This is a genomic window from Pseudomonas sp. KCJK9016, from assembly GCF_046231795.1.
Classification (GTDB): domain Bacteria; phylum Pseudomonadota; class Gammaproteobacteria; order Pseudomonadales; family Pseudomonadaceae; genus Aquipseudomonas; species Aquipseudomonas bananamidigenes.
Window position 1 is genome coordinate 28,107 of record NZ_JBJJMM010000024.1, and the last position, 21,670, is coordinate 49,776.

General features: G+C 61.7%; 15 protein-coding genes, 1 pseudogene and 2 riboswitches. Of the genes and pseudogenes, 8 read left to right on the plus strand and 8 right to left on the minus strand.

Features of this window, described 5'->3' with window-relative positions:
* Positions 1-20: 20 nt before the first annotated feature.
* Together ACK6BI_RS21435 and ACK6BI_RS21440 are read right to left on the minus strand one after the other, a co-directional pair.
* Complete coding sequence (locus tag ACK6BI_RS21435) at positions 21-515, minus strand: DUF934 domain-containing protein (RefSeq protein WP_065257813.1); 495 nt, start codon at positions 513-515, stop codon at positions 21-23.
* Positions 499-2,157, minus strand: coding sequence for a nitrite/sulfite reductase (locus ACK6BI_RS21440; protein WP_409318615.1), 1,659 nt, complete (start codon positions 2,155-2,157; stop codon positions 499-501). Before ACK6BI_RS21440 ends, ACK6BI_RS21435 begins: the two co-directional genes overlap by 17 nt.
* A 525-nt stretch (positions 2,158-2,682) precedes the next feature.
* Between ACK6BI_RS21440 and ACK6BI_RS21445 the strand changes: the two genes are divergently transcribed.
* Complete coding sequence (locus ACK6BI_RS21445) at positions 2,683-3,756, plus strand: ABC transporter substrate-binding protein (protein ID WP_409318616.1); 1,074 nt, start codon at positions 2,683-2,685, stop codon at positions 3,754-3,756.
* Positions 3,757-3,762: 6 nt separating this feature from the next.
* On the opposite strand, the gene ACK6BI_RS21450 is transcribed toward ACK6BI_RS21445, so the two are convergent.
* Together ACK6BI_RS21450 and metH are read right to left on the minus strand one after the other, a co-directional pair.
* Positions 3,763-3,981 carry a DUF2970 domain-containing protein gene (locus tag ACK6BI_RS21450; protein ID WP_409318617.1) on the minus strand — a complete coding sequence of 73 codons (219 nt, stop codon included), beginning with the start codon at positions 3,979-3,981 and terminating at the stop codon, positions 3,763-3,765.
* A 109-nt stretch (positions 3,982-4,090) separates the two neighbouring features.
* On the minus strand, positions 4,091-7,801 hold the full coding sequence (gene metH, locus ACK6BI_RS21455; RefSeq protein WP_409318618.1) for a methionine synthase: 3,711 nt from the start codon (positions 7,799-7,801) through the stop codon (positions 4,091-4,093).
* A 159-nt stretch (positions 7,802-7,960) separates the two neighbouring features.
* Between metH and ACK6BI_RS21460 the strand changes: the two genes are divergently transcribed.
* The 3 genes and pseudogenes from ACK6BI_RS21460 to nfuA all read left to right on the plus strand — a co-directional run bounded on the left by ACK6BI_RS21460 (position 7,961) and on the right by nfuA (position 12,097).
* Complete coding sequence (locus tag ACK6BI_RS21460; RefSeq protein WP_409318619.1) at positions 7,961-10,243, plus strand: fatty acid cis/trans isomerase; 2,283 nt, start codon at positions 7,961-7,963, stop codon at positions 10,241-10,243.
* A 177-nt stretch (positions 10,244-10,420) separates the two neighbouring features.
* A pseudogene (locus tag ACK6BI_RS21465) lies at positions 10,421-11,423 on the plus strand (acyltransferase family protein).
* Positions 11,424-11,512: 89 nt separating this feature from the next.
* Positions 11,513-12,097: a Fe-S biogenesis protein NfuA gene (gene nfuA / locus ACK6BI_RS21470; RefSeq protein ID WP_065257806.1), complete on the plus strand. Its 585-nt coding sequence runs from the start codon at positions 11,513-11,515 to the stop codon at positions 12,095-12,097.
* A 63-nt stretch (positions 12,098-12,160) separates the two neighbouring features.
* Here nfuA and cobM read toward each other — a convergent pair whose 3' ends face one another.
* The 4 genes from cobM to ACK6BI_RS21490 form a co-directional block, all read right to left on the minus strand.
* Positions 12,161-12,907 carry a precorrin-4 C(11)-methyltransferase gene (cobM, locus tag ACK6BI_RS21475; protein WP_409318620.1) on the minus strand — a complete coding sequence of 249 codons (747 nt, stop codon included), beginning with the start codon at positions 12,905-12,907 and terminating at the stop codon, positions 12,161-12,163.
* Between the two features lie 91 nt (positions 12,908-12,998).
* Complete coding sequence (locus ACK6BI_RS21480) at positions 12,999-13,412, minus strand: cobalamin biosynthesis protein (RefSeq protein ID WP_409318621.1); 414 nt, start codon at positions 13,410-13,412, stop codon at positions 12,999-13,001.
* On the minus strand, positions 13,409-14,110 hold the full coding sequence (locus ACK6BI_RS21485) for a CbtA family protein (RefSeq protein WP_409318622.1): 702 nt from the start codon (positions 14,108-14,110) through the stop codon (positions 13,409-13,411). Before ACK6BI_RS21485 ends, ACK6BI_RS21480 begins: the two co-directional genes overlap by 4 nt.
* An 11-nt stretch (positions 14,111-14,121) precedes the next feature.
* On the minus strand, positions 14,122-14,319 hold the full coding sequence (locus tag ACK6BI_RS21490; protein WP_065257802.1) for a CbtB domain-containing protein: 198 nt from the start codon (positions 14,317-14,319) through the stop codon (positions 14,122-14,124).
* Between the two features lie 120 nt (positions 14,320-14,439).
* A riboswitch (cobalamin riboswitch) is annotated at positions 14,440-14,662 on the minus strand.
* 183 nt (positions 14,663-14,845) lie between these two features.
* A riboswitch (cobalamin riboswitch) is annotated at positions 14,846-15,057 on the plus strand.
* A 98-nt stretch (positions 15,058-15,155) separates the two neighbouring features.
* Between ACK6BI_RS21490 and cobW the strand changes: the two genes are divergently transcribed.
* From cobW to ACK6BI_RS21510, 4 genes are read left to right on the plus strand one after another with little or no spacing between them, the layout of a single operon-like run.
* Entirely contained in the window at positions 15,156-16,226 is a 1,071-nt protein-coding gene (cobW, locus tag ACK6BI_RS21495; protein ID WP_409318623.1) for a cobalamin biosynthesis protein CobW, read from the plus strand.
* A gap of 3 nt (positions 16,227-16,229) precedes the next feature.
* A complete protein-coding gene (cobN, locus tag ACK6BI_RS21500; protein ID WP_409318624.1) occupies positions 16,230-19,997 on the plus strand; it encodes a cobaltochelatase subunit CobN in 3,768 nt (1,255 codons plus the stop codon).
* Positions 19,998-19,999: 2 nt separating this feature from the next.
* On the plus strand, positions 20,000-21,001 hold the full coding sequence (locus ACK6BI_RS21505; protein ID WP_409318625.1) for an ATP-binding protein: 1,002 nt from the start codon (positions 20,000-20,002) through the stop codon (positions 20,999-21,001).
* Complete coding sequence (locus tag ACK6BI_RS21510) at positions 20,926-21,666, plus strand: vWA domain-containing protein (RefSeq protein WP_409318626.1); 741 nt, start codon at positions 20,926-20,928, stop codon at positions 21,664-21,666. Before ACK6BI_RS21505 ends, ACK6BI_RS21510 begins: the two co-directional genes overlap by 76 nt.
* Positions 21,667-21,670 lie beyond the last annotated feature (4 nt).

Below are 21,670 nucleotides of genomic sequence, written 5' to 3' on the forward strand. Positions count from 1 at the left end.
GCGGGTCCGGGGCATGTTCGTCAACGACGACGGAACAGCGGCAGCGGTTCGTCAGTGGCGGCCTGATAGGTCACCGAGAAGTCCTTCAAGCTTTCAAGGGCGTCGTACGGATCCTTGTCCGCGCGCAGGGCGAAGGCGTCAAAACCGCAGCGGCGCATGTAGAACAACTGGTCACGCAGCACGTCGCCAATCGCCCGCAACTCCCCCTTGAAGCCGTAACGGTCGCGCAGCAGGCGGGCGTTGGAATAGTTGCGGCCGTCGGTGAAGGCCGGGAAGTTCAGAGCAATGACCTGGAACTGATCCACGTCGGCAGCGATTTCCTCGGCTTCCTCGTCGGCATCCAGCCATACACCCAGACCGCCATCACGGGCCTTGAGCATGCGGCTGTGATCGCGCCACAGTTGCAGCGGGACGATCAGATCGTCGCAGTTGCTGATCTCGTCGATGTTGAAATCCTTGGGCAGCAGGTGCCAGGTTTCGTCGACGACCTCGTTGTTCTTAATGATTCGCTGCATAGACGCGTTCCTTGAAGAGGTCGATGCCAATACGCTGGTAGGTGTCGATGAAGCGCTCGTCTTCGGTACGCTGTTCCACGTACACGTCGATCAGTTTCGAAATCACGTCCGGCATGTCTTCCTGGGCGAAGGACGGGCCGAGGATCTTGCCCAGGCTCGCATCGCGGCTGGCGCTGCCGCCGAGGGAGACCTGGTAGAACTCTTCACCTTTCTTGTCCACGCCCAGAATGCCGATGTGGCCGACGTGGTGGTGGCCGCAGGCGTTCATGCAACCGGAAATGTTCAGGTCCAGTTCACCGATGTCGAACAGGTAATCCAGATCGTCGAAACGGCGCTGGATCGATTCGGCGATCGGGATCGATTTGGCATTGGCCAGGGAACAGAAATCGCCGCCCGGGCAGCAGATGATGTCGGTCAGCAGGCCGATGTTCGGGGTAGCGAAACCGCTTTCACGCAACTCGCCCCACAGTGTGAACAACTGGCTCTGCTCGACGTCGGCCAGAATGATGTTCTGCTCGTGGGAAGTGCGCAGTTGACCGAAGCTGTAACGGTCAGCCAGGTCGGCGACGGCGTCGAGCTGCTTGTCGGTGATGTCGCCCGGTGCAACGCCGGTCGGCTTCAGGGACAGGGTCACGGCCACATAGCCTGGCTTCTTGTGTGCCAGGGTGTTGCGGGCGCGCCAGCGGGCAAAGCCCGGGTGTTCCTTGTCGAGGGCGGCCAGTTCGGCGTCCTGATTGCTCAGTGCCTTGTAGTCCGGATCGACGAAGTGTTTGGCCACGCGATGCACTTCGGCTTCGGTCAGGGTGGTCTGGCCGCCGCGCAGGTGTTCCATCTCGGCATCGACTTTCTGGGCGAAGACTTCCGGAGTCAGCGCCTTGACGAGGATCTTGATCCGCGCCTTGTATTTGTTGTCGCGACGGCCGTAGCGGTTGTAGACCCGCAGGATGGCGTCGAGGTAGCTCAACAAGTCCTGCCACGGCAGGAACTCGTTGATGAACGCGCCAACCACCGGGGTACGACCCAGACCACCACCGACCAGCACGCGGAAGCCGAGTTCGCCGGCGGCGTTGTGTACCGGCTCGAGGCCGATGTCGTGGACTTCGATGGCTGCACGGTCAGAGGTCGAACCGTTGACGGCGATCTTGAACTTGCGCGGCAGGTAGGCGAATTCCGGGTGGAACGTGGTCCACTGACGAACGATTTCACACCATGGACGCGGGTCGATCAGCTCGTCCGCCGCGACGCCGGCGAACTGGTCGGTGGTGACGTTGCGCAGGCAGTTGCCGCTGGTCTGGATCGCGTGCATCTGCACGGTGGCCAGTTCCGCGAGGATGTCCGGGATGTCTTCGACCGCCGGCCAGTTGAACTGCACGTTCTGGCGAGTACTGATGTGGGCGTAGCCCTTGTCGTAGTCGCGGGCAATTTTGGCCATCATGCGCACCTGACGCGAAGTCAGTTGGCCGTAGGGCACCGCCACCCGCAACATCGGCGCGAAACGCTGGATGTACAGGCCATTTTGCAGGCGCAGGGGGCGGAATTCTTCTTCGCTCAGCTCACCTGCCAGATAGCGTCGGGTCTGATCACGGAACTGCTTGACGCGGTCCTCGATGATCCGCTGATCGTACTCGTCGTATACGTACATATAAGTCCTGTTCTCAGGCTTTGGGCTACTCGGAAAACGCTGCGTTTTCGCTTGCTGGAGTCCGATGGTGCCTCGGCAATTACGCGCGCACGGCCGCGCACTCCCTGATGGAGCCGGGGCAATATACCCGTTTGCAGTTATGCGCAAAAGTGATGTTTGAGTATATGTAAAGAACCAAATCGCCTAACAGGAATGAGTGTCAACTAACCCACATTTGTCGTGCGGACAATCATCGTCTTAACTGTGGTCGAGTCTTTCTGCAATCACCGATAAAACCGACAAGAGGCGATGCAATGAGCAATCCAACCAAGGCTAGGAAAAGCGATAGCAGTGTCGATGCGTGGGCCATTCTGTTCCTGATCATTCTGGTCGTTGGAACGGCGGTGTTCTGGGTCAGTCATCAGTAAAACGACCTCTCCGGGCCCGCTTCCGACAATTGTCGGACAAAAAGCGGGATCAGGCGCTAATGGCCGGCGATTGAATGGCTATAATGCGCGGCCATTTTTCCCCGGGCCCGGATGCTTCATGTTCAAGTTTCTTCACATCAGCCTGCTGTTGCTGGGCCTGGCCTTGGGTGCCGGTGCGCGGGCCGAGTCCGTGCTGTTTCTGAACCCCGGTTCGACCAACGAAGCATTCTGGGTCAGCTATTCACAGTTCATGCAGGCGGCCGCCCGGGACCTGGGCGTCGATCTGCGTATCCTCTATTCCCAGCGCCAGCCTGAAATGACACTGGCCCAGGCGCGGTTGGCCCTGCAGGGGCCTGATCGTCCCGACTATCTGATGTTCGCCAACGAGCAATACATCGCGCCGCAGATCCTGCGAATGGCCGACAAGAGCGGCGTGAAACTGTTCATCGTCAATGCTGCACTGACCCCCAACCAGCAGGCGCTGGTCGGAGATCGGGCCGACCGGATCGGCAGCCTTGTGCCCAATGACGAAGAGGGCGGTTACCTGTTGATGAAGGAATTGATCCGTCTGCACCCACCAGTGGCGCCCGGCGAGAGCATCGAATTGCTGGCGTTCTCCGGCCTGAAGATCACCCCATCGTCGCAGTTGCGTGAGAAAGGCATGCAACGGGCGCTGGCGGAGCATCCTGAAGTGCGTTTGCGGCAACTGGTCTACGGCGGTTGGACACAGCAGCGCGCCTACGAACAAGCCAGGCAGTTGCTGGTTCGTTATCCGAAAGTGTCATTGGTGTGGGCTGCCAACGACGAAATGGCCTTCGGTGCAATGCGGGCGGTTTCGGAAACCGGAAAAGTGCCCGGCAAAGACGTGCTGTTCAGCGCGGTCAACACATCACCTGCGGCATTGCAGGCGCTGGTCGACGGTCGCCTGAGCGCCTTGCTCGGCGGTCATTTCACGCTCGGTGGCTGGGCGTTGGTCGAAGTGCACGATCATGCGCAGGGCGTTGACCTGAATCAGTACGGTGGCCGCGACCGGCAGATCCCGTTGTTGCAATTGATCGATAAGGAGCAGGCGCGTCGAATGCTGGCCATGGGCGCGGCGCCGGATTACGGCGTGCACTTCAGCAAGATGTCGGCGAAGGGCCGTCCGGTTTCGTATCGCTATCCGTTCAACCTGCAGACCCTGATGCACTGACGCCGCTCACGCAGCTGCCAGATGCACCACCAGTTGCACGATGCCGAACAGCGTCAGGGCGAACACTGCCGTGAACGCGATGCCCAGGAAAATGAAGTGGCTGGGCTTTCCATGGGTGAAGTCCCTTGCCCGGTTCTTGCCGCTCTGCACGCCGAACGCCGCCGCCATGACGCTGTGCAGCATCTGCCAGAAGGTCGGTGGCTTGTTGTCGACTGGATCGTCCATAAATCCCTCGTCTGCCGTGTGTGTCAGACAAGCATAGTCAACCCTTTTCAGACCGCAGAAATAACTGTGGGAGCCAAGAGGCTCCCACAGGGTGTCGAGTGACGCCGGATCAGTTGTCGTAACCCAGGTTCGGCGCCAGCCAGCGTTCGGTCAGGCTCAGTTCCTGGCCCTTGCGCGAGGTGTAGCTCTGCACCTGATCCTTGTCGATCTTGCCCACGGCGAAGTATTGCGCCTGCGGATGAGCAAAGTACCAACCGCTGACCGCTGCCGCCGGGAACATCGCGTAGTGTTCGGTGAGGAACACGCCGCTGCGGCCGGCGCGCATTTCCTGGGCCTCGGGATCGAGCAGGGCGAACAGGGTGGCCTTCTCGGTGTGATCCGGGCACGCCGGGTAGCCCGGAGCAGGGCGGATGCCGGAATACTGCTCCTTGATCAGCGCCTCGTTGTCGAGGTCTTCATCCCTGGCATAACCCCAGTGCTCTTTACGCACTTGCTCATGCAGCCATTCGGCGCAGGCCTCGGCCAGACGGTCGGCCAGGGCCTTGACCATGATCGAGTTGTAGTCGTCGCCTGCGTCCTGGTAAGCCTTGGCCACTTCCTCGGCGCCGATGCCGGCGGTGGTGATGAAGCCGCCGACGTAGTCGGTCACTTCGCTGTCCTTCGGCGCGACGAAGTCCGCCAGGGAGAAGTTCGGTTTGCCATCGGTCTTGATGGTCTGCTGACGCAGGTGATGCAGGCGGGCCATTGGCTTGCCGTCATCGCCGTACAGTTCGATGTCGTCGTCATGCACCTGATTGGCCGGCCAGAAGCCGAATACCGCGCGGGCGCTGATCAGCTTTTCGTCGATCAGCTTGGTCAGCATTTCGCGGGCGTCCCTGTACAGCGCAGTGGCGGCTTCGCCTACCACTTCGTCTTCAAGGATGCGCGGGAATTTGCCGGCCAGGTCCCAGGAGATGAAAAACGGGGTCCAGTCGATGTATTCGGCCAGAACGTTGAGGTCAATGTTGTCCAGCACGCGGGTACCGGTGAACGTCGGTTTGACCGGTGTGTAGGAAGCCCAGTCGAACTGCGGTTTTTTCGCGATCGACGCGGCGTAGCTCAGGCGTTCGGTACGGGCGCTGCGATTGGACGTACGCTCACGCACCTCGACGTACTCTTCGCGGGTCTTCTCGACGAAACCGGCCTTGAGTTCCTTGGACAGCAATTGCGTCGCCACGCCCACGGCACGGGAGGCATCGGTCACGTAGACCACCGCGTCGTTGCTGTACTTCGGTTCGATCTTCACCGCCGTGTGCGCCTTGGAGGTGGTCGCGCCACCGATCATCAGCGGCAGGTGGAAGTCCTGACGCTGCATCTCGCGGGCCACGTGGACCATCTCGTCCAGCGAAGGCGTGATCAGGCCGGACAGCCCGATGATGTCGCATTTCTCTTCGCGGGCCACCTGCAGGATCTTCTCTGCCGGCACCATCACGCCGAGGTCGACGATGTCATAGCCGTTGCAGCCCAGCACCACGCCAACGATGTTCTTGCCGATGTCGTGCACGTCGCCTTTCACGGTGGCCATGAGGATCTTGCCCTTGGCTTCCGGCTTGTCGCCTTTTTCCTGTTCGATGAACGGAATCAGGTGGGCCACGGCCTGTTTCATCACGCGGGCGGACTTGACTACCTGCGGCAGGAACATTTTGCCGGCACCGAACAGGTCGCCGACGATGTTCATGCCCGCCATCAACGGGCCCTCGATCACTTCGATCGGACGGGCGAAGGACTGACGGGATTCTTCAGTGTCTTCAACGATGTGGGTGGTGATGCCTTTGACCAGCGCATGTTCCAGACGCTTGTTGACGTCCCAGCTGCGCCACTCTTCGGTCTCGGCTTCCTTGACGCTGCCGTCGCCCTTGAACTTGTCGGCGATGGCGAGGAGGGCATCGGTGCCTTCCGGGGTGCGGTTGAGGATCACGTCTTCAACGGCGTCGCGCAGTTCCAGCGGGATCTGGTCGTAGATCTCCAGCTGGCCGGCGTTGACGATGCCCATGGTCAGGCCGGCGCGGATCGCGTACAGCAGGAACACCGAGTGGATCGCCTCGCGTACCGGGTTGTTGCCGCGGAACGAGAACGACACGTTGGACACACCGCCGGAGCTCAGGGCATACGGCAGCTCGTCACGGATGTAGGCACAGGCGTTGATGAAGTCCACAGCGTAGTTGTTGTGTTCTTCGATACCGGTGGCCACCGCGAAGATGTTCGGGTCGAAGATGATGTCTTCCGGCGGGAAGCCGACTTCGTTGACCAGAATGTCGTAGGAGCGTTTGCAGATTTCTTTCTTGCGCGCTTCGGTATCGGCCTGGCCGATTTCGTCGAACGCCATCACCACCACTGCCGCGCCGTAGCGTTTGCACAGCCTGGCGTGGTGGATGAACTGCTCGACGCCTTCTTTCATGCTGATCGAGTTGACGATGCCTTTGCCTTGAATGCACTTGAGGCCGGCTTCGATCACGTCCCATTTCGAGGAGTCGATCATGATCGGTACGCGGGAGATGTCCGGCTCACCGGCAATCAGATTGAGGAAGGTCACCATGGCCTTCTTCGAATCGAGCATCCCTTCGTCCATGTTGATGTCGATCACCTGGGCGCCCGCCTCGACCTGTTGCAGGGCGACTTCCAGGGCTTCGGTGTAGTTGTCTTCACGGATCAGACGGGCGAATTTGGCGGAACCGGTGATATTGGTTCGCTCGCCAACGTTGACGAACAGCGAGTTGCGATCAATGGTGAACGGCTCCAGACCCGAGAGGCGGCAGGCCTTCGGAATATCCGGTATCTGCCGTGGCGCGTAACCGGCCACAGCCTTGGCGATGGCTTCGATGTGGCCCGGGGTGGTGCCGCAGCAACCGCCGACGATGTTGAGAAAACCGCTCTGGGCGAATTCTTCGATGACTTTGGCGGTGTCCACCGGCAGCTCGTCGTACTCGCCGAATTCGTTCGGCAGGCCGGCGTTCGGGTGCGCCGAGACGTGGGTGCTGGCCTTGTCCGACAGCTCTTCCAGGTAAGGACGCAGTTCTCGGGCGCCGAGTGCGCAGTTCAGGCCGATCGAAATCGGCTTGGCGTGGGCCACGGAGTTCCAGAACGCCTCGGTGGTCTGGCCCGACAGGGTGCGGCCGGAGGCGTCGGTGATGGTGCCGGAAATCATGATCGGCAGTTCGATGTGCAACTCTTCGAATACGCCTTGCACGGCGAAGATCGCGGCCTTGGCGTTGAGGGTGTCGAAGATGGTTTCGATCAGGATCAGATCGGCGCCACCCTCAATCAGGCCTTTGGTGGCTTCGGTGTAGTTCTCCACCAACTCATCGAAGGTGACATTGCGATAGCCGGGGTTGTTGACGTCCGGCGACAGCGAGCAGGTGCGACTGGTAGGGCCGAGCACGCCAGCGACGAAGCGTGGCTTGTCCGGCGTCTCGAGGGTTTTCGCATCGGCCACCTTGCGCGCCAGACGGGCGCCTTCTACGTTGAGTTCGTAGACCAGTTCTTCCATGCCGTAGTCGGCCATGGAAATCCGGGTGGCGTTGAACGTGTTGGTTTCGAGAATGTCGGCGCCGGCATCCAGGTAGGCCTTTTCGATACCGCCGATCACGTCGGGACGGGTCAGCACCAGCAGGTCGTTGTTGCCCTTGACGTCGCTCGGCCAGTCGGCGAAACGCTTGCCGCGATAATCCTGCTCTTCGAGCTTGTAGCTCTGGATCATCGTGCCCATACCGCCATCGAGTATCAGAATGCGCTCCTTGAGAGCTTGCTTGAGAGCTTGAAGGCGGACGCTGCGATCGGACATTGGGGCTACTCGAAAAAAGACCATGACTAAGGGGTCGGATCATAACAAACCTGCGCGGATTTAGAGCATGTCCGGCTTTTACATGAATATCGCTCATGTTGGCGCAGGCGTCATAACGGTAGAATCGCGGCGATTTTCTTCAGGATCAGGATCAGGGACATGTCGTATCGCGTCGTCAGCATTTTCTTGCTGTTCTTAAGCTTGGGCGCCGCTGCGCAGCAACCCTCGATTTCCTACACCCGTGATATTCAACCGATCTTCACCGAGAAGTGCGTGGCCTGCCATGCGTGCTACGACTCGGCCTGCCAGTTGAACCTGGGCAGCGGCGAGGGGGCGGCCCGTGGCGCGAGCAAGATGCCTGTCTACGACGGTGAGCGCACTCAGGCTGCGCCGACCACGCGTTTGTTCTACGACGCTTCCGGCAAGCGGGCGTGGCAGCAGAAAGGTTTCTATTCGGTACTCGATGCCCAGGGCAGCCAGGCCGCGCTGATGGCGCGCATGCTGGAACTGGGGCACAGGACCCCGCTGACCCCCAACGCCAAACTGCCGGAGGAGATCGTTCTCGGCTTGCAACGGGAAAACATGTGCGCGATGCCTGCCGAGTTCGACGGTTATGCCGGCGCCCATCCGAAAGAGGGCATGCCGCTGGCGGTTACCGGGCTGACCGATCAGCAATACCAGACCCTGCAACGCTGGCTGGCTTCCGGCGCGCCCATCGATGAGCAGGGGCTGGCGCCGAGCGCCAGAGAAGCGCTGCAGATCGTGCAGTGGGAGAACCTGCTCAACCAGCCGGGGGCCCGGGAGAGTCTGGTCGGGCGCTGGCTGTTCGAGCACTGGTTCCTGGCGCATATCTATTTCAAGGACGGTGAACCGGGACATTTCTTCCAATGGGTGCGTTCGCGCACGCCGACCGGCCAGCCGATCGACCTGATCGCCACCCGCCGCCCCAACGATGACCCGGGCACCCAGGTGTATTACCGCTTGTGGCCGGTGCAGGGCGTGATCGTGCACAAGACTCACATCACCTACCCGCTGAGTGCGGCGAAGATGGCGCGGGTCAAGAGCCTGTTCTACAACGGCAACTGGCAAGTGCATGCGTTGCCGGGCTACGGGCCGCAGAGCCGGGCCAATCCGTTCGCGACCTTCGAGGCGATTCCCGCGCAGGCGCGTTATCAGTTCATGCTCGATAACGCCGAGTATTTTGTGCGCACTTTCATTCGTGGCCCGGTGTGCCGCGGGCAGATTGCGACCGATGTGATCCGTGACAATTTCTGGGCCTTGTTTCAGGCGCCGGAACACGACCTGTACATCACCGATCCGAACTATCGCGGCCAGGCCACGCCGTTGCTGGCCATGCCGGGGCAGAACGACGACGTCGGAAGCGTCCTTAGCCTGTGGCACGACTATCGCAACAAGCGCAACAAATACGAGGCCCTGCGCCGTGACAGCTATGCCGAACTGCCGCCGCCGAGCTGGTCGACCCTGTGGGCCGGCAATGACAATGCGCTGTTGAGCATTTTCCGCCATTTCGACAGCGCCTCGGTGACCAAAGGACTGATCGGCGAGGTGCCGCAGACGATGTGGCTGTTCGACTATCCGCTGCTGGAACGCACCTATTACCAGTTGGCGGTGAATTTCGATGTCTTCGGTAACGTCTCCCATCAGGCGCAAACCCGTTTGTATTTCGATCTGATCCGTAATGGTGCCGAACAGAACTTTCTGCGGCTGATGCCCGCCGATTCCCGTGAGGCTTATCTCGACGATTGGTATCAGAGCAGCGGCCAGTTCAAGATGTGGCTCGACTATGAGTCCATCGACGATGACAAGCCGACGGCGCTGAAACTTGACGGGAAGGACCCGAAACACGACTTCGCCATGCAGTTGCTTGCCCGTTACGGCGACCTCAATGCGCGGCCCGATCCGATCAACCGCTGCAAGGATGCTTACTGTTCGCGGCCGAATATCGATCCGGCGCTGCAAAACGCCGAGCAGGCCCTGAGCCGCCTGACGGCGCGTCCTGCAGCCGGTCTGAAAGTGATCGATCAATTGCCGGAAGCCACCATGCTGCGTATCGAAACCCGCAGCGGCAAGCGCGAGGTTTACAGCTTGTTGCGCAACCGCGCCCACAGCAACGTAGCGTTCCTGTTGGGCGAGTCGCTGCGTTATCAGCCGGGGCTCGACACCGTGACCATTTACCCAGGCGTGCTCAGCAGCTATCCGAATTTCATGTTCAACATCCCGGCGGATCAGGTGCCGGCGTTTGTCGATGCCATGGAAAACGCGAAGGATGCGCCGCAGTTCGAGAAGATCGTCGAGCGCTGGGGCATTCGCCGCAGCCATCCGCAGTTCTGGTTCTACTTTCATGACCTGAGCCAGTACATCCACGAAACCGACCCGGTGGAAGAGGGCGTGCTGGACATGAACCGGTACGAGAATCTTTGATCGTTTGAGGCAGGCCTGCTGTCCCAACCCCAGGTAAAACAAAATCTCTTGTAGGAGCGAGCCTGCTCGCGAAGGCTGAGTGTCAGGCACTGATACATTGAATGTGCCATCGCTTTCGCGAGCAGGCTCGCTCCCACGGGGTGAAGTGGCATTTTGGGAATGTGGTCGGAGCGGGCAATGTTGATTTCTGTGCAGGCCCTGCGAGCGCTCGCTGCTTGGGCGGTGGTCTGCCATCACTTCATGCAGATTTTCTTCGACTTCGAAGCGCGCGGGCCGATTGGCCAACTGTTCATCGACAAGGGTGCCGTAGGCGTCGACATCTTTTTCGTGATTAGCGGGCTGGTGATTTTTCTGTCCACCGAGGGCAAGGCGCTGCCGCCTGCGCGGTTTCTGCTGTATCGGACTGTTTCGCATTGTTCCGGCGTATTGGCTCTACACCATGCTGATGGCGTTGCTGGTGGTATTCGCCCGACCGCTGTTGCCGGATCAGAAACTGGACTGGGGGCATTTGCTGCTGTCGATGCTGTTTATTCCGACCGAAAACCCTGGCGGCTACGGGATCTATCCGACCCTGAATGTCGGCTGGACGTTGAATTACGAAATGCTGTTCTACGTGTTGTTCGCCTGGGCACTGTTGTTTCGGTTGCAAGTCCGTCTGTGGGTGGTCGCAGCGCTGCTGTTCGCGGTGTGCCAGGCCTGGACCGGGTTCGGCTGGATCAGCGAGTTCTATCGCTCGGACATCGTTTACGAGTTCCTGCTGGGGATCGGCATCGGCATGCTCTATCGCCGTGGCTGGATCGGGCCGGCGCTCTGGCTGCCGCTGTTCGGGATCGGTGCGGCATTGCTGACGATCTACCAACTGCCGCCGCAACCCCGATTGCTGAGCTGGGGCGTACCCAGCGCGGTGCTGGTGGTGGCAAGCATGGCTCTGGAGCGTCATGCGCAACGTTACAGGCTGCTCAAGCTTTTGGGCGACTGTTCATACTCGGTGTATCTGATGCACGTGCTCATACTGTCGGCCGGCGGTTATCTGGCCCGACGCTATGAGATCAACCCGTATCTGATGTTTTTTGTCTGTGCGCTGATGATCCTTATCGGTTCGTGGTTGAGTTACGAATGGGTAGAAAAGCGCAGTTATCAGTGGCTTAAAGCACGAGTCGACTGCAAACCTGCGGATTAGGCGATTGCGAACTATTCCTACGTAAATACTGGGACTTTGTGCCGCGCGCCGATTGGCGTAAACTCCGCCCAAGCCTGCGAGGAGTTTCCATGACCGCTATTACCATCACCGACGCCGCCCATGACTACCTGGCCGATCTGCTTTCCAAGCAGAACACCCCGGGCATCGGCATTCGTATTTTCATCACCCAGCCTGGCACCCAATACGCCGAAACCTGCATTGCCTACTGCAAGCCGGGCGAAGAGAAACCTGAAGACACCGCGCTGGGGCTGAAAAGCTTCACCGCTTGGATCGACTCGTTCAGCGAAGCGTTCCTGGACGATGCCGTCGTCGATTACGCCACCGACCGCATGGGCGGCCAGCTGACCATCAAGGCACCAAACGCCAAGGTGCCGATGGTCAATGCCGACAGCCCGATCAACGAACGCATCAACTATTACCTGCAAACCGAAATCAACCCGGGGCTGGCGAGCCATGGCGGTCAGGTCAGCCTGATCGATGTGGTTGACGACGGCATTGCCGTGCTGCAGTTCGGCGGCGGTTGCCAGGGCTGTGGCCAGGCGGACGTGACCCTGAAGGAAGGCATCGAGCGCACCTTGCTCGAGCGCATTCCGGAGCTCAAGGGCGTTCGCGACGTGACCGACCACACGCAGAAAGAAAACGCCTACTACTAAGGCGTTCGCTGCACAGTTGAACGGCATGTGGCGAGGGAGCTTGCTCCCTCGCCACAATTGCTTTCAGGGCCTGTAAAGATGCGCGTGCCCCGCGCGATACAGCGACGACTCACTGAAATGATCGCTGCCCAACACCCGCCCGACCAGAATCAGCGCCGTACGCCGAAAGCCCTTGGCGGCCACCTTCGCGGCAATATCTTCAAGCGTCCCCACCACCCAGTCCTGATCCGGCCACGTCGCCCGATGGATCACCGCGATCGGGCAGTCTGAGCCGTAATGCGGCAGCAGCTCGGCGAGGATCTTCTCCAGATGATTGACCCCCAGATGAATCGCCATCGTCGCCCCGTGCTGCGCCAGATTGCCCAGTTCTTCGCCGGCAGGCATTGCGGTCCTGTCCGCGTAACGGGTCAGGATCACGCTTTGCGAGATGTCCGGCAGGGTCAGTTCGGCACCCAGCAGCGCCGCGCAGGCGGCTGTGGCTGTGACGCCGGGGACGATTTCAAACGGGATGTCCAGCTCGCGCAGATAACGAATCTGTTCGCCGATGGCGCCATAGAGGCTCGGATCGCCCGAGTGCAACCGCGCCACATCGTGGCCGTTGGCGTGGGCAGTCTTGATCAGGTCGATGATCTGCTCCAGATGCAATTCGGCGCTGTTGACCACGGTTTCAGCCGAATGACCTTCGAGTACCGCCGTCGGCACCAGCGATCCTGCATAGATGATCACCGGGCAACTGCGGATCAGCCGCTGGCCTTTGACAGTGATCAATTCCGGGTCGCCGGGGCCGGCGCCGATGAAGTAGACGGTCATTGCTGAATCCTGTGAAAGTAGGGCGGGTCGAGGATCCATAAGCACTTCAGATGAAGAATGCTCATGATCGAAAGCGGGGATTATCGGGAATTCAAGCAGCGCCGGCCAACGCCAGGGTTGCCTGGGCGTACTTTTGACGGGAAATCAGCAGTTTTGCCGGGGCTTGAATGAGCTTTTCGGCTAGCGCCAATGCAGCGCTTTCTGCCACGCCGTAACAACCGGTGCGTTCGAAGGCGATCTGTGAATGGTGACTCAGCCGTTGCTGATAGCCGGCCAGTTGTTCGCTGCTGAAATACAGCAACGGCAGCGCCAGTTGTGCCGCCAGTTCCTGCAGGCCGGGCTCGTCACGTTTCAGGTCGATACTGGCCAAAGCCTTGACCGCCTCGATTTCGATGTGATGGGCCTGCAAGGCCTGGTCGAGCAAGGCGCGCAGCGTACTCGCCGGGCAACCGCGCTGGCAGCCCAGGCCGACCACCAGAGTCGGCGCTGCGCTGTCATCGGTCATGCGTGGTACTGACCTTCGCTTTTACGGCGGAACAACCAGGCGCTGATCAGGCCCAGGGCCAGCCAGAACGCCACGTTGGTCAGCTGCGAAGCGATTTTGAACCGGGCTTCCAGTGCTTCCGGAGCGAGCATCGAGTGCACTTCCGGTTGCGGCGCACCGATCACATGCGGCACGGCGAGGATCGCCACGCCGAGGATCTTCATCAGCCAGTGGCGGCTGAACGCGATCAGCGCGAGGCCGACAGCGGTCGATGCGGCAGTGCCAATCCACCATATCTGGCGCGACGCCAGGTCAGCGGCGGCTGTCCCCGGCAGCTCAGGCGGCAGGCCCATGGTCGGTGCGAGCACGAAAGTCGCGTAACCGGCCAGACCCCAGAGCAGGCCTTGCGAAGTTTTGGTCGGGGCCCGCAGGGTATACAGGCCCGCCAGCATCAGGGCGAAGCCTACGGCCACGACCAGATTGCCGCCGGTGGTGGAGACCACGCGCTGCCAGCCGTTTTCCGGCTCCCAGGCTTCGGCATCGTGGGTGTGGGCGGCGGTGCCGGCAGCGTGTTCATGGACCTCGGCCACCGGTTCGGCTTTCTCGTAGGTTTCCGCCTGCAGAATCAGCGGCGAAACCCACAAGCTTTGCAGCAAGGTCAGCAGCAGGGCGGCCAGAAGACCGCTGAAACCTGCGGTCTGCGCGATACGCTTGATCATGTCGTCAGGCCTCAGTGGCACGGGAACGCGGCACTGTGGCGGGTATCGTGCGCAGCGTTATGCACCGCTTCGATGTGCGAGAAACCGGCGAAGTAGACCAGGCTGGCACCCAGGATCGACGCGAAGATCGCAGCGGTCAGGCGTTGGCTCAGGGTGGTGGTGCTGGCGATTTTGTCCGTGTTGCCGGCGGTGCTGCTGATGATCGACATGGCGCTTCCCTCTGGAGTGTCAGCGGGTCAACGGAGCGCATGAAAACCCCTGCGAGCGGGCACGCAGCGGTTCGAACAGCGCCCGCCCACCGCGGGTTTGTTATGTTCAGCGACGCTGGATGCGCACTGTGCGTTGCGGGCCGGTCTCCGGGCTCACGAGGGGCTGGCATCAGGCCGACCTGCAAGCGTCACCTTCCCATGCCCTTGGGCACAGTGGATCTGACACTTCACTCGCTTACCGTTGCGGGGGCAGCACCGGACTGACATGGCTTTAGAGTAAAGCACATGATTCACCGGTTTCCCGTTTCACCCTTTGCAGGGCACCCGTAACAAGTTGTGTAGGAGACCATGCGGGGGGAATTCAGTCAATTGGATCGGGGGCATATCCGTTGCTTCGGGTGCTGCCGCTGGCGGTTTCGCCCTTACGGCCATCAAGGGATGGCCGTAAGGGCGGAACCCTAAGTGGCCATAACCGCAGCAACGGATATGCCCCCAATCCAAACATTGACCGGTCAACACACGATGCGTAGCCTTGCGCTTTCGAGGTTCTTCGGCCCACGCCGAAGCTAAGAAGGGAACGCGGTCCAAGCCGCGGCTGCCCCCGCAACTGTGAACGGTGCCGTTCGCTGCCACGCCACTGCCAGCCCAATCCAGGAGCCAGCGGGAAGGCGCAGCGAATACCGGGCCAAGGTCCGAACACCGTCAGCCAGGAGACCTGCCTCGTCACAGATTCTCACTTTCAACCGGGCGGGGTGATCCGGTGGCGAACTCTCCAGGCACGCCTGCGCGCTGCCGGTCTCGTCCCGTATGCCCGCCACCTTGCCAAAGGGCATCCGATGAAAACACTGGCCAAACTCCCCGTCACCATCGTCACCGGTTTCCTCGGCTCGGGTAAGACCACCTTGCTGCGGCACATGCTCGACAACGCGCAGGGCCGCCGCATTGCGGTGATCGTCAATGAATTTGGCGAGTTGGGCATCGACGGTGAAATCCTCAAGCAGTGCACCATCGGCTGCACCGAAGAAGAAGCCACCGGTCGCGTTTATGAACTGGCCAACGGCTGCCTGTGCTGCACCGTTCAGGAAGAGTTCTTCCCGGTGATGCGCGAGCTGGTAGCCCGTCGCGGTGATCTCGACCACATCCTGATCGAAACCTCGGGCCTGGCCCTGCCAAAACCGCTGGTCCAGGCCTTCCAGTGGCCGGAAATCCGCAGCGCCTGCACCGTTGATGCGGTGATCACCGTGGTCGACAGCCCGGCCGTGGCTGCCGGCACCTTCGCCGCATTCCCGGACCAGGTCGACGCCCAGCGCAAGCTCGATCCGAACCTGGATCACGAATCGCCATTGCACGAACTGTTCGCCGATCAACTGGCCAGCGCCGACCTGGTGATTCTCAACAAGGCCGACCAGACCAGCCCCGAAGATCTCGCCCGCGTGCGCCTGGAAGTCGCAGAAGAACTGCCGCCGGCGGTGAAGATCATCGAAGCCAGCAACGGTCGCCTGCCGCTGGACGTGCTGATCGGTCTGGGTGCCGGCGCGGAAGATCACATCGACAGCCGTCACAGCCATCATGATCACCACCACGACGGTGATGACGATCACGACGACCACGATCACGACGCTTTCGACTCGATCTCCATCGAACTGCCGCAAGCCGACGAGAGCCTGCTGCTCGATGCGTTGACGCAGCTTGTGGTCCAGCACAGCATCCTGCGGGTCAAAGGCTTCGCGGCGATCCCGAACAAGCCGATGCGTCTGCTGATTCAGGGCGTGGGCACGCGTTTCGACAAGCACTTCGACCGTCAGTGGGGAGCCGACGAGGCACGTGTGACGCGTCTGGTTTTGATCGGTCAGGAACTGGACGCAGCCAGGCTCGAAGCGCAACTGCGCGCCGCGCTCAGCGTTTAAGCCATGCATCTGCTCAGGACCCAGCCCGGCGGTTTCGTGTCGGATGACAACATTGCCGACCTTGGACAAACCCCCGCCGAGCTGGTGATTCTGTGCAGCGGCGACTCCAGTCTCGCGCTGCTCGCCGAGGCCGCCCAGCAACTGCCCGAGGATTACCCGAGCCTGCGCCTGGCCAACCCGATGCAAGTGCAGAACCATGCGTCGGTCGACCTGTACGTCGAGGAAGTGCTGCGTCACGCCAAGGTCATTCTGATCTCGCTGCACGGCGGCATCGCTTATTGGCGTTATGGCGTCGAGCGGCTGGTGGAATTGTCCGAGCGCGGTGTGCAGGTGATCCTGGTGCCAGGCGATGATCGTCCCGACCCGGAACTCAGCGATTTGAGCACCGTGGGCGCCGAGGATCGCGACCGGCTCTGGCAGTTCCTGCGTCAGGGCGGCATGGGCAATGCGCTGGATTTCTTCCGCTGCCTGGCCAATCGCTGGCTGGCGCGGGATTACGAGTGGGGCGAGCCGCAAACGCTGCCGCGCACGGCGATATACCACCCGAACAAAAACACCGCCGCACTGAGTGACTGGCAAGCCGATTGGCGGCCCGGTCAAGCGGTGGCGGCGGTGTTGTTTTATCGCTCGCATTTGCAAGCGGCCAACACGGCGTTTGTCGACGTGTTCTGTCAACGGTTGCAGGTGGCCGGACTCAATCCGCTGCCGATTGCCGTGGCCAGTCTGAAAGAGCCCGGCTGCCTGTCGGTGGTCGAGGACTGGCTCGATGAAATAGACGCGTCGGTGATTCTGAACACCACCGGCTTCGCCCAGTCCAGCCCGGAAGCGCCGCATCTGCGGCCATTCCGGCGGAATATTCCGGTGATCCAGGCCATTTGCGCGCAGGACAACGAACCCGGCTGGCGCGACAGCGAGCAGGGCCTTGGTCCTCGCGATCTGGCGATGCACATTGCCTTGCCGGAGCTGGACGGCCGGATCATCAGCCGGCCCATCAGCTTCAAGGACCTGGCCTGGCGCAGTGAGCGCAGTCAGTCCGACGTGGTGTGTTACCGGGCCCAGCCCGAGCGCATGGATTTCGTCGCTGAGCTGGCGCGGCGCTGGGTCGATCTGGCGCGGCTGCCGAACGCTGAAAAGCGTATCGCTCTGGTGCTTGCCAACTATCCGACCCGGGACGGACGCATCGGCAACGGCGTCGGCCTCGACACGCCAGCCGCCACGCTGAATATCCTGCGGGCGTTGCAGGCCGAGGGTTATCCGGTGCCGGGCGATCTGCCGGACAGCGGCACAGAATTGATCCGGCAACTGCTCGGCGGCGTCAGCAACGACCTCGACACCCTCGATCAGCGTCCGTGTCAGCAAAGTCTGGCGATGGACGATTATCTGGCGATGTTCAACGCGTTGCCCGAAGCCAATCGTGCGGCGGTGCTGGAGCGTTGGGGCGCGCCACAAAAGGATCCGATGTGCCGTGACGGGCGGATGATGATCGCCGGTCTGCGTTTTGGCCTGACCTTCGTCGGAATTCAGCCGGCGCGTGGCTATCAGGTCGACCCGAGCGCGGTGTATCACGACCCGGATCTGGTGCCGCCGCACGCGTACCTGGCGTTCTATTTTTGGCTGCGTCAGACCTACGGTGCTCACGGTGTGATTCACGTCGGCAAGCACGGCAACCTCGAATGGCTGCCGGGCAAAGGCGTGGGCCTGTCGGCGAATTGCTGGCCGGATGCATTGCTCGGGCCGCTGCCGAATATCTATCCGTTCATCGTCAATGACCCGGGCGAGGGCGCCCAGGCCAAGCGCCGCACTCAAGCGGTGATCATCGACCACCTGATGCCGCCGCTGACTCGCGCTGAAACCTACGGCCCGTTGCGCAATCTCGAATTGCTGGCCGACGAGTATTACGAAGCTCAACTGCTCGACCCGCGCCGTGCCCGGGAATTGCAGCGCGACATTCTGCAACTGGTGCGTGACACGCAGATCGATCGCGAACTGCAACTTGACGAAGCCCTCGACAGCGATGCCGATGCGGCGATCTGGTTACCGCGACTGGACACCTATCTGTGTGATCTGAAGGAATCGCAGATCCGCGATGGACTGCATATTTTTGGCGAGTCGCCGACCGGGCGTTTGCGCGTTGATACTTTGCTGGCGCTGCTGCGGATTCCTCGGGGCGATGGTAAAGGGGCGCAGTCGAGTCTGTTGCGGGCGTTGGCGAAGGCGTTCGAACTGGGTTTCGATCCGCTGGATTGCGCGTTGGCCGAGCCCTGGACTGGCCCGCGCCCGATGGAACTGCAATCGATTAGCGATGAAGTGTGGCGCACGGCGGGGGATACCCGAGAGCGTCTGGAGTTGTTTGCCACCCAGTTGATCTCCCAGTCACTGCCATCCCCCTGTGGGAGCGAGCCGCGCTGGGTTGAAGTCGGTGCAATCCTCGACACCCTGCACGAGGTGATCGCCCCACGCCTCGACGCCTGCGGCCCGGCCGAAATGCACGGCTTGCTCGACGCGTTGAGCGGTCGCTTTGTCCCTGCCGGCCCGAGTGGCGCACCCAGTCGCGGTCGCCTCGACGTGCTGCCCACCGGGCGCAATTTCTATTCCGTGGATGTGCGCAACCTGCCGACCACCACGGCATGGCGCATTGGTTTCCAGTCGGCCACGCTGATTCTGGAACGGCACCTGCAGGATCACGGCGATCATCTGCGTCAGCTCGGCCTGTCGGTCTGGGGGACCGCTACCATGCGCACCGGCGGCGACGATATCGCCCAGGCCATGGCACTGATGGGCGTGCGCCCGGTTTGGGCCACAGGCAGTCAGCGGGTCGACGATTTCGAGATTCTGCCGCTGAGCCTGCTCGACCGGCCCCGGGTCGATGTGACGTTGCGGGTTTCCGGCTTCTTCCGTGATGCGTTCGCCAACCTGATTCGTCTGTTCGATGCCGCCGTGCAGGCCGTCGCAGACCTGGATGAACCGGACGACCTCAATCCGCTGGCTGCCAGGGTGCGTGCCGAACGGGAGGCCTTGCGGCAGTCCGGGCTGGATGAAGAGGCTGCCCGGCGTCAGGCCGGCTGGCGGATTTTCGGTGCCAAGCCCGGCGCTTATGGCGCGGGCGTGCAGGGCGCCATCGACGGTCGCCTGTGGCAAACCCGCGAGGATCTGGCCGAGGTTTATCTGAACTGGGGTGCCTACGCCTACGGCGGTTCAGATGAAGGCACCGCCGCCCGTGAGCAATTCGTGCATCGCCTGAGCCAGGTGCAGGCCGTGCTGCAAAACCAGGACAACCGCGAGCACGATCTGCTCGACTCCAACGATTATTACCAGTTTCAGGGCGGCATGCTCGCCGCCGTGGAAAGCCTGCGTGGCGAAGCGGCGGCCAGTTATCACGGCGATCACAGCCAGCCGGACCTGCCGAAAATTCGCACCCTGAAAGAAGAGCTGAACCGGGTGATCCGTTCCCGGGCGGCCAATCCTAAATGGATCGACGGCGTCAAACGCCATGGCTATAAAGGCGCGTTCGAACTGGCGGCGACGGTCGACAACCTGTTCGCCTTCGATGCCACCACGCAACTGATCGATGATCACCAGTACGCGCTACTGGCCGACGCCTATCTGCTGGATCCGTCGACCCGGGAATTTGTGCGCGAACACAACCCCCATGCGTTGCGCGACATGACCGAGCGCATGCTGGAAGCACAGCAGCGCGGGATGTGGCAGGAACCGGGGGCCTACAAAGAGGCGCTCGAAAACCTGCTGCTGGATATTGAAGAAGAGAGCTGAACATGACCGACATCCCGCATTTCCCGCTCTGCGCCGTGGTCGGCGCCGACGATCTGAAGCTGGCGCTGTACCTGACCGCCATCGACCCGAAGATCGGCGGCGTGTTGATCGAAGGCCCGCGCGGCATGGCCAAGTCGACCCTGGCCCGGGGCCTGGCGGATCTGCTGGCCAGCGGTCAGTTTGTCACCCTGCCGTTGGGCGCTACCGAGGAGCGGCTGGTCGGCACACTGGATCTGGATGCGGCGCTCAGCGACGGTCGTGCGCAGTTTTCTCCCGGTGTATTGGCCAAGGCTGACGGCGGCGTGTTGTATGTCGATGAAGTGAATCTGCTGCCGGATCATCTGGTGGACCTGCTGCTCGATGTGGCGGCCAGCGGCACCAATCTGATCGAACGCGACGGCATTTCCCATCGCCATTCGGCGAAGTTCGTGCTGATCGGCACCATGAATCCGGAAGAGGGTGAGCTGCGTCCGCAACTGCTCGATCGTTTTGGCTTGAACGTTGCCCTGAGTGGCCACACGGCACCGGTCGAGCGCGGGCAGATCATTCGTCGGCGACTGGATTTCGACAGCGATCCGCAGGCCTTCTGCGCACAGTGGGAAACCGAGCAGCAAGCCCTGCGCGAGCGCTGTGAAAACGCCCGCAATGCGTTGGCAAGCATTCCTCTTGATGATGAAGCCCTGGCGCAGATCACCGAGCGTTGCTTTGTTGCCGGTGTCGATGGCCTTCGCGCTGATCTGGTCTGGCTGCGGGCCGCCCGGGCGCATGCGGCGTGGCGCGGCGCGCCGACGATCGCGGAGCAGGACATCGAGGCCACGGCTGACTTCGCACTGCGCCACCGTCGCCGTGAGCAGTCATCAGCCAACGCGCAAACACCGACGCAGTCGCCGTCCGGCGCTCAGGCCGAACCGGCGCAAGGGCAGGGCCAGTGGGGCGAAATGCCGGCACCGGCCCTCGCAACCGGCGCGCGCCGCGAAGTACCCGCCTGGCCAAAAAAGCCCTAGGCATTCGCCCCCGATCCGACGCGGGGGCGAATGCCAGACCCCGCGCCGGACGCCTGGACAATGGCCGACAGGGCAAGCGTCACGCCGCCCGTAGTGGCTCGGTGAACTGGCCGGGAACATTGCTCAATGGCCGACCGAAAGTGCGTGGGGATCTTTTGTTTCAATTGCGCACCCGGACACCTCATGACCTGTGGCTGGTGATCGTCGATGCCTCGGCTTCGACCCGCCGCCATCAGGCGCTGAGCGATGCCAAGGGGCTGCTGGCGCAGCTGTTCGATGACGCTTACCGGCAGCGGGCGCGACTCGCCTTGCTGACCGCCAGCGGCGCGGCACCGAAATGGCAGGTGCAGGGTTTGAAAGCTTCCAGCGGGTTGCGAGCATGGCTGGATGAATTGGGGGCGGGCGGCGGCACGCCCCTGTTGGCGGCGCTGATCGAGGCTGAGCAATGGCTGGCGGTGCGCCGCAAGCGATTTCCTGCGGAACAACAACGTCTGCTGCTGATCACCGATGGACGCCTGAAAGACGGGTCCGGTTTGCCGGCTCTCGGGTGCCCGGGCCTGTTGATCGATATCGAGCGCGGGCCGATCAGGCTGGGCCGGGCCAAGCAGTTGGCGACCGCGCTGGAAGCGGATTACCGTCATATCGACGATTTGTTGTCCATTTGAGGTC

Excerpts from the sequence above, each read along its gene's own strand:
- ACK6BI_RS21450 (WP_409318617.1), bottom strand. The coding sequence starts at position 3,981 with ATGGACGATCCAGTCGACAACAAGCCACCGACCTTCTGGCAGATGCTG.
- ACK6BI_RS21505 (WP_409318625.1), top strand. The coding sequence starts at position 20,000 with ATGACCGACATCCCGCATTTCCCGCTCTGCGCCGTGGTCGGCGCCGAC.
- cobW (WP_409318623.1), top strand. The coding sequence starts at position 15,156 with ATGAAAACACTGGCCAAACTCCCCGTCACCATCGTCACCGGTTTCCTC.
- ACK6BI_RS21490 (WP_065257802.1), bottom strand. The coding sequence starts at position 14,319 with ATGTCGATCATCAGCAGCACCGCCGGCAACACGGACAAAATCGCCAGC.
- cobM (WP_409318620.1), bottom strand. The coding sequence starts at position 12,907 with ATGACCGTCTACTTCATCGGCGCCGGCCCCGGCGACCCGGAATTGATC.
- ACK6BI_RS21445 (WP_409318616.1), top strand. The coding sequence starts at position 2,683 with ATGTTCAAGTTTCTTCACATCAGCCTGCTGTTGCTGGGCCTGGCCTTG.
- ACK6BI_RS21435 (WP_065257813.1), bottom strand. The coding sequence starts at position 515 with ATGCAGCGAATCATTAAGAACAACGAGGTCGTCGACGAAACCTGGCAC.
- ACK6BI_RS21485 (WP_409318622.1), bottom strand. The coding sequence starts at position 14,110 with ATGATCAAGCGTATCGCGCAGACCGCAGGTTTCAGCGGTCTTCTGGCC.
- nfuA (WP_065257806.1), top strand. The coding sequence starts at position 11,513 with ATGACCGCTATTACCATCACCGACGCCGCCCATGACTACCTGGCCGAT.
- cobN (WP_409318624.1), top strand. The coding sequence starts at position 16,230 with ATGCATCTGCTCAGGACCCAGCCCGGCGGTTTCGTGTCGGATGACAAC.
- ACK6BI_RS21440 (WP_409318615.1), bottom strand. The coding sequence starts at position 2,157 with ATGTACGTATACGACGAGTACGATCAGCGGATCATCGAGGACCGCGTC.
- metH (WP_409318618.1), bottom strand. The coding sequence starts at position 7,801 with ATGTCCGATCGCAGCGTCCGCCTTCAAGCTCTCAAGCAAGCTCTCAAG.
- ACK6BI_RS21460 (WP_409318619.1), top strand. The coding sequence starts at position 7,961 with ATGTCGTATCGCGTCGTCAGCATTTTCTTGCTGTTCTTAAGCTTGGGC.
- ACK6BI_RS21480 (WP_409318621.1), bottom strand. The coding sequence starts at position 13,412 with ATGACCGATGACAGCGCAGCGCCGACTCTGGTGGTCGGCCTGGGCTGC.